Annotated in this window: 13 protein-coding genes; all 13 read left to right on the top strand. The window is 56.4% G+C overall.

Annotated features, from left to right (window positions below):
• The first annotated feature begins 94 nt into the window (after window positions 1-94).
• Entirely contained in the window at window positions 95-958 is an 864-nt protein-coding gene (locus KGFNPO_RS11145) for a cytochrome c3 family protein (protein ID WP_472631350.1), read from the top strand.
• A 109-nt stretch (window positions 959-1067) separates the two neighbouring features.
• Entirely contained in the window at window positions 1068-2108 is a 1041-nt protein-coding gene (locus tag KGFNPO_RS11140) for a peptidylprolyl isomerase (protein WP_472631349.1), read from the top strand.
• Between the two features lie 34 nt (window positions 2109-2142).
• Window positions 2143-4134 carry a hypothetical protein gene (locus KGFNPO_RS11135; protein ID WP_472631348.1) on the top strand — a complete coding sequence of 664 codons (1992 nt, stop codon included), beginning with the start codon at window positions 2143-2145 and terminating at the stop codon, window positions 4132-4134.
• A gap of 36 nt (window positions 4135-4170) precedes the next feature.
• Window positions 4171-4623 carry a c(7)-type cytochrome triheme domain-containing protein gene (locus KGFNPO_RS11130; protein ID WP_472631347.1) on the top strand — a complete coding sequence of 151 codons (453 nt, stop codon included), beginning with the start codon at window positions 4171-4173 and terminating at the stop codon, window positions 4621-4623.
• Window positions 4624-4631: 8 nt separating this feature from the next.
• Entirely contained in the window at window positions 4632-5591 is a 960-nt protein-coding gene (locus KGFNPO_RS11125; RefSeq protein WP_472631346.1) for a c(7)-type cytochrome triheme domain-containing protein, read from the top strand.
• Window positions 5588-6547: a hypothetical protein gene (locus KGFNPO_RS11120; RefSeq protein ID WP_472631345.1), complete on the top strand. Its 960-nt coding sequence runs from the start codon at window positions 5588-5590 to the stop codon at window positions 6545-6547. The genes KGFNPO_RS11125 and KGFNPO_RS11120 overlap by 4 nt, the downstream gene beginning before the upstream one ends.
• Before the next feature lie 7 nt (window positions 6548-6554).
• On the top strand, window positions 6555-7469 hold the full coding sequence (locus tag KGFNPO_RS11115; RefSeq protein WP_472631344.1) for a hypothetical protein: 915 nt from the start codon (window positions 6555-6557) through the stop codon (window positions 7467-7469).
• A gap of 14 nt (window positions 7470-7483) precedes the next feature.
• Window positions 7484-8041 carry a c(7)-type cytochrome triheme domain-containing protein gene (locus tag KGFNPO_RS11110; protein ID WP_472631343.1) on the top strand — a complete coding sequence of 186 codons (558 nt, stop codon included), beginning with the start codon at window positions 7484-7486 and terminating at the stop codon, window positions 8039-8041.
• The gene (locus KGFNPO_RS11105) at window positions 8038-8475 is read left to right on the top strand and encodes a c(7)-type cytochrome triheme domain-containing protein (RefSeq protein WP_472631342.1); all 438 of its coding nucleotides are present in this window, start codon (window positions 8038-8040) and stop codon (window positions 8473-8475) included. The genes KGFNPO_RS11110 and KGFNPO_RS11105 overlap by 4 nt, the downstream gene beginning before the upstream one ends.
• A 36-nt stretch (window positions 8476-8511) precedes the next feature.
• Entirely contained in the window at window positions 8512-9507 is a 996-nt protein-coding gene (locus tag KGFNPO_RS11100; protein WP_472631341.1) for an NHL repeat-containing protein, read from the top strand.
• Window positions 9500-10582, top strand: coding sequence for a 6-bladed beta-propeller (locus KGFNPO_RS11095; RefSeq protein ID WP_472631340.1), 1083 nt, complete (start codon window positions 9500-9502; stop codon window positions 10580-10582). Before KGFNPO_RS11100 ends, KGFNPO_RS11095 begins: the two co-directional genes overlap by 8 nt.
• Complete coding sequence (locus KGFNPO_RS11090) at window positions 10582-13167, top strand: cytochrome c3 family protein (protein WP_472631339.1); 2586 nt, start codon at window positions 10582-10584, stop codon at window positions 13165-13167. The genes KGFNPO_RS11095 and KGFNPO_RS11090 overlap by 1 nt, the downstream gene beginning before the upstream one ends.
• An 86-nt stretch (window positions 13168-13253) precedes the next feature.
• On the top strand, window positions 13254-14225 hold the full coding sequence (locus KGFNPO_RS11085) for a cytochrome c biogenesis ResB family protein (protein WP_472631338.1): 972 nt from the start codon (window positions 13254-13256) through the stop codon (window positions 14223-14225).
• The last annotated feature ends 116 nt before the right edge of the window (window positions 14226-14341 follow it).

Here is a 14341-nt window from a genome sequence, read left to right as displayed (position 1 = left end):
AACTTGAATACATTCAAAATTTTGGATGGCGAGCTTGATGGTAAAGACAATGTCAATAAGAAAGGCGGGTAACAGAATCATGAATAGGACTTTAATGAAAGATTTCTTGGCACGACTGGCCGGCAGCATGGTCATCGCGTTATTGGCACTGGGCGTGTTTGGCAGTCATCCGGCACTGGCAGGGATTACTGATACGAAACATAATCTTGGTTCCACTACTGGAAACCCTGGTGTCAACAAGACCACCGGCACCGCTGAAATCTGCGTGTTTTGCCATACGCCGCACGGCGCGGATACGAGTGCCTCGGTGCCGTTATGGAACCGAAACATTACCAGTCCACCTACCTACACCACCTACAACACCCTGGGCACTTCCAGTCTGGATGGTGCCATGGCGCCGGTTGGCTCGGTGTCGCTGGCCTGCCTTTCCTGCCATGACGGCACCCAGGCAATGAATGTGGTGATCAATTCACCAGGCTCAGGCACTACTGGTTCGGTGGGTACCATCGGTAATTGGACGGGTGCTAATCAGACGTCAGGCCAGATCACGGGTGAATATTCCAAAATTGGCACGGACTTGACGAACGACCATCCGGTCGGCATTCAATACGGCGGTGGACCGTCCGGCACTACAATCCCAGCGACCGGCCCCTACAGTACTTTCAAGGATACGGATTTCAATAACGCGCAATCGGCGCCATTGAATGGCACGCAAGTATGGTGGGTCGATACTGCAATTGGAACGGCGGCAACGCGTGAGAAGACCGATATGCAGCTTTACACTCGGGGGAAAGCTGGCGATGCATGGGCTAGTGGGACGAGTAACATTGTTGCAACCTTGCCGCAGCCTTTTGTCGAGTGCGCAAGCTGCCACGACCCTCATTCCAGCGCTAATGCGACCTTCCTGCGTATCAAGAATGACGGAAGTGCAGTTTGCCTGGCATGCCATATCAAATAAGTCATTGATTGTTTGTTTGATCAAGAGGTGGACAGGGGGACTTGTCTACCTTTTTTGCCTATCTCTTATTTGTGCTGGTTTTGAACGCTGACAAGGAAGCTAGGCTGTTATGAGACATATACCCAATTATTTATCGCGAGCGGCGCTGTTCTCGCTGGCGCTGGTTGCGGCAGCAGATATCGTTGCGGCTAACCCGACTGCGCCGGTAGTCGCGGGTGCTGCGGCGCAAGCGGTCGTCTTCGCAACAGTCGGCGAAAGCGTGATCACGCAGGACGAATACAACGCAGCGTTCAATGCGGCGGCGCGCGGCAAGTTCTATCACGGCAAGCCGCCTGACAACGAGATTGCCGTGCTGCAGCGGGAAGTGGGCGACCAGATGGTCGCGCGCATCCTGCTGCTGCGCGAAGCAAAGCGCAAGGGATTGCGTGCGGACGCCGCCGAGATTCAAAAAACGGTGCAGTCGTATGAGCAGCGCTATGCCGGAAGCGCGCAATGGAAAAAGAACCGGGCCCAGATGCTGCCACCGTTACTGCTTCGCCTGGAGCAGGATAGCCTGCTGGGCCAGCTTGAAAAAACAGCGCGCGCCAGCGGCAAGCCGAGCCAGAAGCAAGTCAAGGCCTATTACGCCGCGCATCAGGCCCAGTTTACCGAGCCGGAACAGTTTCGCGTCTCGCTGATTCTGTTGAAGGTCGACCCATCGGCGGCGAGCGCAACCTGGAACAAGGTCGATGCACAAGCGCAGGCTATCGCAAAACGTGCGCACAACGGAGAGGATTTCGCTGCGCTGGCGCGCCAGCATTCCGCGGATGACTCTGCCAAGCAGGGGGGCGACATGGGTTATCTGCATGGCGGCATGCTGCCGGAGGGCGCCCAGGATGCGTTGGCTAAATTGAAGGCCGGTCAAATTAGTGATGCAGTGCGTTTGCTGGAAGGCTTCGCGGTATTTCGGTTGACCGACCGCAAGGCCGCCAGACTGCATGAATTTGAAGCGGTAAAAACGCGTGCGCAGGAGTTGGCGCAACGCGAGCAAGACGATCGTGCGTGGACTGCATTCGTGGCTGACTTGAGAGCGAAGACGCCAGCACAGATTGACCGGTCTCGCTTCCTGCCGCTGGCCGGGCAATCCAACCCGCGACCCACCCCCAAGTAATACATGGGGTGGGGGTGGGTAATCGGTGGGTGCCGTGGCTAATCGACGAGCAACGCATATCGGTGTCGCACCCACCTTGCTGCTGGCCATGTTGGCAGTTCTATGCCCCGGCACAGCGCAACCGGCATTGCCGCCCGCAACAGCGGGCGCATCAGAGCAAAAAACCGTTAGCAGTAGCGCCCCCGCATCAGCACCAACCGGCGCGGCGACCGAGTCCGGTGGAGTCTTGTGGGCCATTCCAGCGGTGCGATTCGGCGGCATATTGTCGTATGACCTTCGGCGCGATATGGCGGAAGAGCAAAGCAGGATGCAACAGGGACTGACCGCAACATTGAAAGCCAGCATCAATACCTTTATCTGGCAGCCGTGGTTCGCGCGGGTGAATGGTAGTCTGGGTTTGACGATGTCACGTGACAGCAGCAACACAAATGAAGCAGTCAATTTTAGCAATAACAGCAGCAAGAGCGTGATCATGACCGGCAGCGGACAGTTATCGGCGTTGGCGCAAAGTAATTTTCCGTTCGAAGCGCATTTCGAACGCAACGACAGTCACGTTTCCACCGATCTGGCGCTCGCCAATGGTTACGCCAGCCAGCGCTACGGCTTTACACAGCATTACTTCAGACCGGAGGGCGATTCGATGATCGGCTGGGACCGCAACACGCAAAGCAGCGCCGACTCCGGTGCTGACCGGCAGGATAGCCTGCAGCTGAGTCTGTCGCACAGGCTGGAAAATCATCGCCTGCAACTGAATGGCAACCGCTCCAATAATGTACATGAGTTCAGCAGCGAACACGCAGTACAAAACAATTTGTCGTTGCAGCACAGCTACGCACCGGACCCAGCGATTTCGGTGGAGAGTATGGCCAATATCAGCCGCTCCGACTATCACCTGCAGCAGGGCGATAACGATACGCGTCTGGTGCAACTGAGCAGCCTTGCTTTCTGGCGTCCAGCCGACCAGGCGCTGACCGTGACCGGCGGCGCACGCGTGTTCGCGCTGGGGGCCGACACCACCGGTCTTGGCGTTGACAGCAACGCGGTTGGCGCGCGCATTCGCAATGCCAATGCCAACCTCGGCGTGAATTACGACCTCACCCGGTTCACTCGCATCAATGCCGGTGCCAACCTGAATCTAGCGGAAAGCAATGGCGCGAAAAGCACCAGCTCCAACCAATCTGTGGGCGCGACCTATCAGCCTGACGCAATCGAGCTTGGCAGCTATCGATATAACTGGTCGACTTCAGGTGGCGCCACCAACCAGTCCAGCGCACAGGATTCCGGACGTCAATTGACGCTGCAACTGAGTCACAACCTGAGCCGCAGTTTCAAGTTGGCGGGCGGGTCTACGGTCAGTGTGGACGGCAGCCAAAGCCTGGCCGCCGTTTCGAGCAGCAGCACGTCGAGCAACGGCAGCGAAGCCGGGCCCACCAAACAACTGACCCATAGCGGCTCCTTATCGTGGGATCGGCAGCAGGAATCCGGTTCGGCGCAAATGCGATTAAGCGCCAGCGATTCCCGGGCGCTGGGCGGCACGCAGGAATTTTTTCAGCTTATTAATTTTCAGGCCTCAAGTAATTTTCCGACCGGCGGGTCCAGTTCATGGACCGGCAATCTGACGATACAATCGGTGCGCCAAGGTGCAAACACGATTTTTGGCAATATGGACCCGTTCAACCAGCAAACAAATTCGACGTCAAACAAGGGGTTTGTGTCAACCTCAAGCGCTTCCATTAGTTATCAAAATCAACGTGTGTTCGGTATCCGCCGTTTGCGTTTCGTATCCGATCTGCGCCTGAACAGTCAGGCGTTGCTGCCGCTGTTGGGCAGCGTACAGGACCGGGAGACAGCAGCCTGGGAAAATCGTTTTGATTATGTGATCGGACGCACGCAATTGCGGGCCAATATGATGATATCGAGGAGCGGCGCGCAAAAGAGCAGAGCCGGTTCCGCTATGGGGATAGAGAACGTGAATAAAATCAATAAATCGATCATGTTCTCCTTGTCGCGCAATTTTGGAGATTAATTTTTAGTTTTAGTTTTATTCGAAAGGTGGGTTGAAATGTCGTTAAAGAAATATGCTGCCGCGGTGAAAAGAGCTCTTCTGATTTTGATGATATTGGTGACCGGATTGGCAGACATGCAGCTTGCTCATGCCGAATACGGTGACATTGTTATCAATAATTATTCGGACGCTGCCGGTATGCGCCCTGCGGTATTTCCTCATTGGTTTCACCGAATTCGATTTCGCTGCAAGGTATGTCACGCCGATCTCGGCTTCAAATTCAAGGCTGGGGGCAATGAAATCAACATGGTCAAAATTATCGACGGCCAATACTGCGGCGCCTGCCATAACGGCAACATTGCGTGGTCGGTAGAGAACTGCGACCTGTGCCACTCCAGCAAACCGGGTGCGCCGACCCAGGTCCATCAGAGCACCATCAATTCTCTGGTCGCCCCCACCGCCGCAACTGGGCCGTCGCAGCAGCCACTCACACAGCCGCTGAAGAAATAGGAGCCATCATGAACAACTCGAAAATGCTCTGCGCAGCACTATTTCTTTCCATGACAACTGCCATGTCTATCGGTGTCGGTGCTGCCGATCTGCCTAACGGCAAGACAATTTACGATAGCAATTGCATCGCGTGCCATAGTACCGGCGCGGCCGGCGCACCGAAACTTGGCGATGTCAGCGCGTGGGCGCCACGTATCAAGACCGGGCCAGTTGCACTGTATGCGAGTGCGACCAAAGGCAAGGGCGCGATGCCGGCCCGCGGTGGCAATCCCAAACTGTCCAATGCCGAAGTGCAGGCAGCGGTGAATTACATCATCAGCCAATCTGATCCGGGTGCAAAAGGCACAGCGCCCAAAGTGACAAAAGCACCCGACGCCGCCGAGTCGGTCCAACAGGCAGCGCCTGCTTCAGTGGCCGTCAAGCCGGCGGCGCCACCGGTTGCAACTGCATCGGCCGGCAACGTCAATACCTTCAATCGATTGATGCGTCCGCCTGCACAGCGCAACTTGCCGCCGCCGGAGGATGGCATTCACGATCCTGCCAACGACGGCACCCATTCGTTGCAACCGCCGCTGACCGCGTTCGCGCCATTGCCCAAGAGCAATGACGGAAATCGGATCGATTGGGTGAAGTCGCTCAATGAAGACAAGATCAATCCGCGCTATGACCGTAACGATCCGAATGTCAAGCCAATGGTGATGGATCTGAACATCGTGCGGGAAGTGAAGGGCTCGATGCCGGACGTGGTGTATCCGCACAAGCAGCACACGCAATGGCTGGACTGCTCCAACTGCCATCCCGCGATTTTCATTCCGCAAAAGGGTGCCAACCAGATCAGCATGGCGGCGATTCTACTGGGACAGAAATGCGGCGTGTGCCATGGCAAGGTTGCGTTCCCGGTGTCCGAATGCCGCCGCTGCCATTCGAAGAGCAAGGCTCTGCCTGTGAAAGCGGAAGTCAAGCCATGAAAAACAGCAGTAAAAGTGCACTGCCTGCATGGGTTTGGGTGGTATTGATGCTGGCCGGAGCGGTGGCGGCGATCGAGCCGGTATCCGCTGCGGCCAATTCCAATACGCCTGGCGTTGCCGAAGTCGGTGCCAATCCCTTGCGCGCGACGCTGGAAAGTAAGCTGCGTCTGGTCAGGCTGCTGTTGGCACAATCACCGGCAGTGCAGCGCATTCCGCACAGCGATAACGCACCAGCGAAAAAGAAACTTGCCGATGCAAAAGCGCTGTATGCAAAGGCGGAAACCGAGTCCAATGCAGGCCGTGCGGAAGTGGCGATCCAGCTATTGGATGAGTCGCTGCGGCAAATCGTTTCAGCTTCCACCCTGGTGCCAGATGTTGCGCAACTGGCGGCGCAAGAACACAGGCGAAATACGAATTTGCGTGAGGCGATACGTACCTTCCAAACGTTGCATAAAAACTTTTCAAGTCGCATGTCGACCGGAAAAGTACAGACTTCCACAGGCACCGCCGATATCGGTCGGATCGACGCTATGGTGGACCAGGCCGACGCGCTTATCGTTGGCGGCAATCAGCACCAAGCCAACGTGTTGTTGAACAACGCATACAACATCGTGGTATCTGCATTGAATAAAATGCTGACGGCGGAAACGATTGTGTACGATCTGAAATTTGATTCGCCAGCGGAAGAATTTCGGCATGAACTGGCGCGCAATCGCAGTTACGAGGAATTGATTCCGATTGCATTGGCTCAGTGGAGCACGACACGCGAAACGGCCACCCTGGCTGAACGCCACGTGCAGCAGAGCCGCGCTCTGCGCGATGTGGCGCAAAAGCACGCGGGCGGCGGCGACTACCAGACCGCAGTGAAAACCATACAGGATGCGACCAGTCATTTACAACGCTCACTGAGAATCGCGGGTGTGGTCGTGCCGCAGTCTCCAGAGATCATGCCCTGAGGCCACTATGAAACGACATATCAACACTAGCGCGCTGCTGCTGTGCCTGACGGTCGGCTTGCCAATTTTCTCGGCTGACGCCGCCGAGCAGATGCAGGACGCCAGTCCGACCGCAGCACGCGCGTCGGAACACAAGGAACAACTGGCACGCCGTCTTGCATCGGTTGCGACGCTGATTGAAAAATCATCTGCCGCCAAGCAAATTGAAGCGAGTGCAAATCCACAGGCACTAGCGTTGCGTGGCAAAGCCCGCGAATTGCGGCAACAGGCCGATGACGCATACCAGACAGGCGATTATTCCAATGCATCACACATGCTGGGCCAAGCTGCGACGATGATGTTCGAGAGCGTGCGTCTGGCTTCACCGGAACAAGTAACCGGCGAGAAAAAGCAGCGAGATTTCGATAATAGAATGGAAAGTGTGAAGGCCTTGCTGGCGGCGCAAAAGCGTATCAGCACAGAAAAACGTCTGGGTGCAAAGGGCACTGAAACCAGTAACGCGATTGAAGCGCAAATACGCGACGCCACCGCGTTAGCCGCAGCAGGAAAACTGGATCAGGGCCGCGCGTTATTGGATCAGGTTTATCTCACAACCAAACTAGCAATCGAAGGCATGCGTGATGGCGACACCTTGGTGCGCTCGTTGCATTTTGCAAGCAAACAAGAGGAATATCTCTACGAGGTCGATCGCAACGATACCCACAACATGTTGATCAAGGTGCTGCTCGATGAAAAGCGCGCCAACAATGCAGGACTGGACGGCATGGTGCTGAAATACCTGGAGCAGGCGGCGGTTTTGCGTGCTCAAGCTGAGGTGGTGGCGGCGAAAAAAGATTTTGAATCAGGGATCAGCTTGTTGGAGGACTCGACCAAGCAATTGGTGCGCGCCATTCGTAGCGCTGGTGTCTATATACCCGGATAAAGATAGTTATGCTGATGTGTATACGACACTTTACTGGCAGCAAATCCGCCCGACTTTGGGTCGCGGCAACGCTGCTGCTGGCAGGCATCGCATTGGCTGGCGTTGCACCGGCGGGCGGCGCAACGGCCCGTGATCACGTTCCATTGGCCCAGGACGGTTTGCATGATCCTGCCAATCCCGCTATCAAGCTGTTGCAGGAACCTGAGGACGCGCTGTCGAAACTGCCGTCCGATGTAGTGGGCAATAATGTGCGGTGGGTCAATGCGCTGGAGCAGGGTATTATTGCGCCGCGCACCAATATCTTGCCGGATACCAAGATCAGGGTATTGGATCTGGACGTGATCATGCCGCGCACCGGCGAGATGCCGATGGTCCGTTTTCCGCACAAGCAGCATACCGAGTGGCTGGACTGCAGCAATTGTCATGAGCATCTGTTTAAATCCAAGGCTGGTGCTACCAAAGCAGTGAATATGTTTGAGATCCTGCAAGGCGAATATTGCGGCTTGTGTCATGGCGCAGTGTCTTTTCCTTTGACAGAATGTAAGCGCTGTCACAGTGTGGCGCGCAAGTGATTATCACCAAAAAAATCGGGAGCAGAAATAAGATGGACTGGCCTGGTGGGACGCGGACGATCGTTTGTGTCCTATGCGGCATGCTTGCCATCTGGCTTGCCCTGCTCTCTATGCCAGCAAATGCGGAATATGCGGACGTTATATTGAATAAACGGGCGGAAAAGGCGGGCGTGCGCCCGGTGATTTTTCCGCACTGGTTTCATCGGATGCGTTTCCGCTGCAAGGTGTGTCACTCGGAACTCGGCTTCAAAATGCGCGCGGGCAGCAACGACGTGCTGATGACGGATATTATCGACGGCAAATTTTGCGGCATGTGCCATAACGACCGAATTGCGTGGGGACCAGCGAACTGCGACCTGTGCCACTCCGGCAACTCCGGGCTGAAAAGCGGCATCAATGGCGGTGATTCTACGGCGGGACCCGGTCGTTGGTAGCATTCGGCCCGAAGATGCACAACAAAAAAGGAATCGATGATGACAGTACGTGAGCTTGGACACCGTTGCCAGTCATTGCGCATAGGGTTGATATTTCTCGTCGCGATGCTGCTATCCAACCATGCAGCGGCGCAAACTGCCGATGGCGCAGCACACAACCAACCGATACTGACTCCGTGGGTCACACTGACTGGCGCCCGGATAGCCACGCGACCCAGTCCCTTCTCTGCGTCGCCGCGCATGCCGGGTTTCGCAGGCTATCTTCCATGGCTGTCGCCTACCGCAGTTGCGGCTCGTGGCAACACTGTGTATGTGGTCGATGGCGGGCGTCGCCAGATTTTTCTATACGATCTTGCGCAGCAAACCATGACGCCTTTCGCCGCGTATTCTGCCAGCGCCGTCTCCGGTATCGCGGTCGCGCCCGACCTGTCGCTCTACGTAGCCGATATCAATGCACGGCAGGTGTTGCATTTTTCAGCCGATGGCCAGCCGTTGCAAAAGTTCGGCAACGACTTGGAAGTAGCGCGCCCGGTGGCGGTGTTGCTTGATGAACCCAGTGGCAACCTATTGGTCGCCGATAGTTTGTACAATCATGTGGTGGTCTTCAATAGTCTGGGGCGGGTGCTGAAGGTGCTGCAGTCGAGTGAAGGTCGCAGTATCGAGGCGATGGCGCGCGGGCCGGATGGTTTGTATCTGGTTGATCGATTGAGCAGGCAGGTGGTCGTGATCGGACCAGACGGCGCAGATCGCTATATATTCGGCAACGGCACGCTGAAGAATCCGGGTGCGATCGCGGTGGATCGTTTCAATCGCGTGTTTGTCAGCGACAGTTTCGATAACACGATCAAGATATATGCACATGAACAGTTGGTGGCAAGCTTCGGCGGCAGTGGTGCAACACCCTCTTCATTCAATCGGATCACCAGTTTGTGGTTGGAACAAAACGTGCTGTATGTCGCCGATAGTCTGAATGCACGCATCCAGACATTTCGTGTGGCACCGCCGGGCATGAAAGAGCGACCTCTTGATTGAAGACTTTCTTCGCAAAAATGCATTGCTGATATTGCTTGCGTCTGTGCTGTGTTTGTCCGGCTGTGCAGAGACCAAGTACGTGATGCACTTCGACCCCGACTATCGCGCCGCAAGTACTGTTCGGATATGGCCGACTGCACCGGAAACGCCGCGTTACCGTTATGTCGGTCAATTGCTGGGCGAAGAGAACTTCATCTCCGATGAGGCCAATAACCGCAATGCCGGCATGAAACTGTTCAACTGGCTGGTTGGCCTTGTCGGTGGCGCCGAAGAAAAAATCATATTGAAGCGGCCGCAAAGCGGGGCAGTCGATCCACAAGGCAGGATCTATGTCACTGATATTAGCAATCATGCGATATTCGTATTTGATCAGTCTGCCGGCAAACTGTTGGTCTGGAATCAGGCGCAGGAACACAAAAAATTCGTTACACCGATCGGCATTGCCATCGGTGCCGGCGGGCAGATCCTGGTGGCGGACGCCGAACTGGGCCAGGTGTTTCGATTGGATCGGGAAGGCAAGCCGCTCGGCAGCTTCGGACAGGGCATATTGAACCGTCCCACCGGATTGGCGCGCGATGCGCAGCGCGGCCGGGTTTACGTGTCGGACACGCACGCGCACGATATCAAAGTCTTCGATGATGATGGCCGCCTGCTGCAGGTCATCGGTCGTCGTGGCGAGGGCGACGGCGAGTTGAACTTCCCCACCCATTTGTCGTTCGCGGGCGACAAGTTATATGTGGCCGATAGCATGAACGCGCGGGTACAGATCTTCGATGAAAAAGGCAAGTCCACTGGTACGCTCGGTCGGCGCGGACTGTATATAGGTAACTTGACACGTCCGAAAGGCGTGACCGTGGATGGCTCCGGCAATATTTACGTGGTGGAATCTTTCTACGATAATCTGCTGGTATTTAATAATCAGGGAAAATTTTTGATGCCTATTGGAGGAACCGGCAAGGAAGTCGGCCAGTTTTATTTGCCGGCAGGCGCCTGGAGCGACCAGCAGGGGCGGATCTATGTGGCGGACATGTTTAACGGACGGGTCGTCATTTTCCAATCACTGGGAGGGACGTGATGTCGTGGTATAGGCGTTCAGCGGCGGGGCTGATCATCCTTGGGCTATTGCTGGTCGCCGCGCTCGCGCAGGCGGCGATTGCAGTGACGGACAAGATTTCCGATGTGCGCGGCACCAAGCATAATTTGTCTGCGGCGGCCGATGGATCGGCGACTCCGTCCGGCGGCAGGGTGCCGGCCCGTACCATCAAGGCCAGTTCCGAAACGCAGGTTTGCGTGTTTTGCCATACACCGCACGAGGCGACCACTGGAATTGTGGCGCCACTCTGGAATCGGCAATTATCGGGCGCTACTTACAGCGGCAACTACACTTCCAGTTCGCTGGAAGCCGATGCGGCGGAACTGGCGGCGGCGCCTGGCGGCAGCTCCAAACTTTGCCTGTCATGTCACGATGGCACGATGGCAATTGACAAGGTCAATGCACTGAACGGCATCAAGGACGCCACCGTCGCGATGATCAGCGCGTCCCCGGTCAAGATGCCGAGCGGCAGCGCAACTACCGGTTTTACGCGCAATCTGGGTAGCGACCTCAGTAGCGACCATCCGATTTCATTTACTTATAACAGCACGATTGCCGGTTACGATGGCGAATTGCGCAGTCCCGATGGCACGACAGTCGGGAACCGGGTAGCCGGAACCACGAAACCTAAAATGCCGCTGGAAAATAACCAGATGCAGTGCGCCACCTGCCACGATCCGCATCTGCGCGATAAAAACGGCAGCAATGGCAATGCCAAATTCCTGCGCATGAACCGCTTTCAAGTGACGCAGCCGACAGGCGGTGATTTCAGCAGCACCGGCGATATTATCTGTCTCGCCTGCCACGCCAAGGCCGGCGTATCGTGGGCCTATTCGGCGCATGCCAACAACCAGGTGGCGACGCAGGCCTATAAGGATACTGCGGCACAGCAGCGTGAATTCCCGTCCTCACTGGATGCGCCTGCCAATACCAATCCGCCGGTCTGGCAGGTGGCGTGTCTGAACTGTCACGATACGCACACGGTACAAGGCGCCCGGCGCTTGCTGCGCGAAGGCACCGACAGCATAGCAAGTCCCAAGACCGGCGGCAGTGCCGCACTCGAAGAGACCTGCTATCAATGCCACACCAATAGCGCGAGTTCAGCGGTTAGCTACACTGCTAATACGGCTAATGCGATTCCGGACATCAAGACGGATTTTAATCTTGCACGGCATATGCCGATCAAAGCCTCCGAACAGGCGGACGGTTCGACCGAAGTGCATGATATCGGCGGCGTATTCAATGACAACGTCGATGCCAATTGCAGCAAGACGAGCGGCAAGTGCGGCAAGGATTTTATCGAATCGCGCACCAAACTTGGGGTCGGCACGCTGAGCAACCGTCATGCCGAATGCAGCGACTGCCACAATCCGCATCGGGTGGTGAAGTTCCGCGATTTTCGCGGTAATCCGGCTGGCACTATTTCTGGTGCGCCGGATGCGGCCGGCACCCATCCGCACACAGATACCGCGATGAGCCACACCAACATTGCTTCCGGCGTACTGCGTGGCAGTTGGGGCGTGGAACCGACCTACGGTTCGGCATCGTTTCAATCACTGCCGTCGGGCTATAGCGTCAAACGCGGCGATCCGGGCACCAATCCCAGTTCTGATGTTAATGCCAGCTATGTGACGCGGGAATACCAGATTTGTCTGAAGTGCCATTCCGATTACGGTTATTCGGATAACAATCTGCCGCAAGCCAGCGGTGGCACCGGTTTCGGTAATCGGCCCACACTGGGTAGTTTCAGCGGCGGCACTCCCACAAGCATTAATGGTGCAACGATGTATACGAATCAGGCCAAGGAATTTCAGACGCCGATCGGACATGTAGGACCTGCAAGCAATGTCTGTATCAACGCGGGTGTTGCCGCCGGCGCCGCTGCCGCGTATGACAATTGCAACCATCGTTCCTGGCACCCGGTGATGAATCCGACCGGCCGCACCACAACCACCCGTGGAATGAGCAGCGGCAATCCGTGGCTGGCCCCATGGAGCAACCAAGTTGGATCGAACACGATGTATTGCAGTGATTGTCATGGGTCCAACGTGACATCGACCACTTCTGTGATCCCCGATAACGGCGACAATGGCAAACCCTGGGGCCCGCACGGTTCCGACAACGATTTCATATTAAAGGGAGCGTGGACCGATACCGGCGGCGGCAACAACAATCTGCTGTGCTTCAAGTGTCATGCCAAAGCCAACTATACGAGCGGAAATGATACCGGAAGAAAAACCGGATTTTATGATCGTTCCACCGGCAAGGGCAACCTGCATAACTACCACGTCGACAGGATGGGCAGGGAATTGCGCTGCACCTGGTGCCATGTCGCGGTACCGCATGGCTGGAAGAACAAGGCCTTGCTGGTCAACCTGAAGGATCTGGGGCCGGAGGTCGGCAAGACAGCCGGCACCGCGGCACCGGCTGGCGCTTACACCAACGGTCCGTATTATTACAAGGCAGTGCTGCGGGTCACCACATTCGCCAAGAGCGGCGCATGGGCCGATTCCGATTGCGGCGGAAAAGACTATATGAGAGGCGCGATGTGCGGCAGCCCGCCATGATGCCAAAGAGGACGACAGGCCATGCGTTACCGGCTCGGACGCTGCACAGCGTTGCTTAGCATGACGCGCCGTGTATGGTGTCACGCATGATGCGGATCAGCGTCGAACGGCTGGCCTCGCTCAAGCTGACGCTCGTCATCATCGTTGCATTCGGTGCCGGTATACTGCTGTCCTATACCGGACAACTGGACGGAACGTGGGCGCTGGCGGTGCCGTTGGCGCTGTTTGCCGTCAACCTGATGGCGGCAGTGGCCACCAAGCCGGTGTTCCGGCGCCAGCGGGCGCTGCTGATATTCCATCTGGGTTTGATAGCGATTGTGCTGTTGCTGGCGGCTGGTCGTTTGACTTACCTGAGAGGGAGCGTCGAAATTTCCGAAGGCGCGCAGTTCGATGGCCAGTTGAGCGCATTCGAGGCCGGTCCCTGGCATCGGTCCGGGCTGGATCGGGTGCATTTCAGCAATGACGGTTTTCGCATCGCTTATGCAGCCGGTGTGCAGCGCGATAAAACGCGCAATGCCGTCCGTTACGTGGACGCCGATGGGGTAGAACAGCACGGCGAGATCGGCGATCAGACGCCATTGGTACTGGCCGGTTATCGTTTCTACACCAGCCCGAACAAGGGTTTCGCTCCCACGTTTGTCTGGTATCCTGCCGCCGGCGGTACGCCGTCGCTGGGGGCGGTGCATCTGCCATCCTATCCGATCCACGAGTATCGTCAGGCGCGGGATTGGCAATTGCCGGGGACTGCCATCAAAGTCTGGACCATGCTCCAGTTCGACGAGATCATTCTCGACCCGAAAAAAACCTCCGAGTTCAGGTTGCCGAACAAGTATCAGGTCATCGTGCGTATCGGGGACTTGCGGCGCGAGATGCAACCGTCTGATGCGATTGATCTGCCCGAAGGACGGCTGGTCTACGACGGCCTGCGCACGTGGATGGGTTATACAGTATTTTACGACTGGACCCTCCACTGGCTGCTGGCATCCTGTGTGCTGGCGGTGGCCGCGCTGGGCTGGCATTTCTGGCGCAAGTTTGCTGCGCGGCCATGGAATGCATGAAGCCGGCAGGCAGCATACGAAGGCGCCGAAGCAGGCTGCGGTCCTAAAAATATACTAGATATTGTATTTTTAAATTACAAGTAAATACGTGCGTAAACTATGGCATTTTCTATTAT

It is taken from the genome of Gelidimonas diazotrophica (genome assembly GCF_055694025.1).
Note: the sequence above shows the minus strand (reverse complement) of the source record. Positions and strands in the feature narration are given on the sequence as shown.

Excerpts from the sequence above, each read along its gene's own strand:
- KGFNPO_RS11145 (WP_472631350.1), top strand. The coding sequence starts at position 95 with ATGAAAGATTTCTTGGCACGACTGGCCGGCAGCATGGTCATCGCGTTA.
- KGFNPO_RS11140 (WP_472631349.1), top strand. The coding sequence starts at position 1,068 with ATGAGACATATACCCAATTATTTATCGCGAGCGGCGCTGTTCTCGCTG.
- KGFNPO_RS11130 (WP_472631347.1), top strand. The coding sequence starts at position 4,171 with ATGTCGTTAAAGAAATATGCTGCCGCGGTGAAAAGAGCTCTTCTGATT.
- KGFNPO_RS11125 (WP_472631346.1), top strand. The coding sequence starts at position 4,632 with ATGAACAACTCGAAAATGCTCTGCGCAGCACTATTTCTTTCCATGACA.
- KGFNPO_RS11120 (WP_472631345.1), top strand. The coding sequence starts at position 5,588 with ATGAAAAACAGCAGTAAAAGTGCACTGCCTGCATGGGTTTGGGTGGTA.
- KGFNPO_RS11115 (WP_472631344.1), top strand. The coding sequence starts at position 6,555 with ATGAAACGACATATCAACACTAGCGCGCTGCTGCTGTGCCTGACGGTC.
- KGFNPO_RS11110 (WP_472631343.1), top strand. The coding sequence starts at position 7,484 with ATGTGTATACGACACTTTACTGGCAGCAAATCCGCCCGACTTTGGGTC.
- KGFNPO_RS11100 (WP_472631341.1), top strand. The coding sequence starts at position 8,512 with ATGATGACAGTACGTGAGCTTGGACACCGTTGCCAGTCATTGCGCATA.
- KGFNPO_RS11090 (WP_472631339.1), top strand. The coding sequence starts at position 10,582 with ATGTCGTGGTATAGGCGTTCAGCGGCGGGGCTGATCATCCTTGGGCTA.
- KGFNPO_RS11085 (WP_472631338.1), top strand. The coding sequence starts at position 13,254 with ATGATGCGGATCAGCGTCGAACGGCTGGCCTCGCTCAAGCTGACGCTC.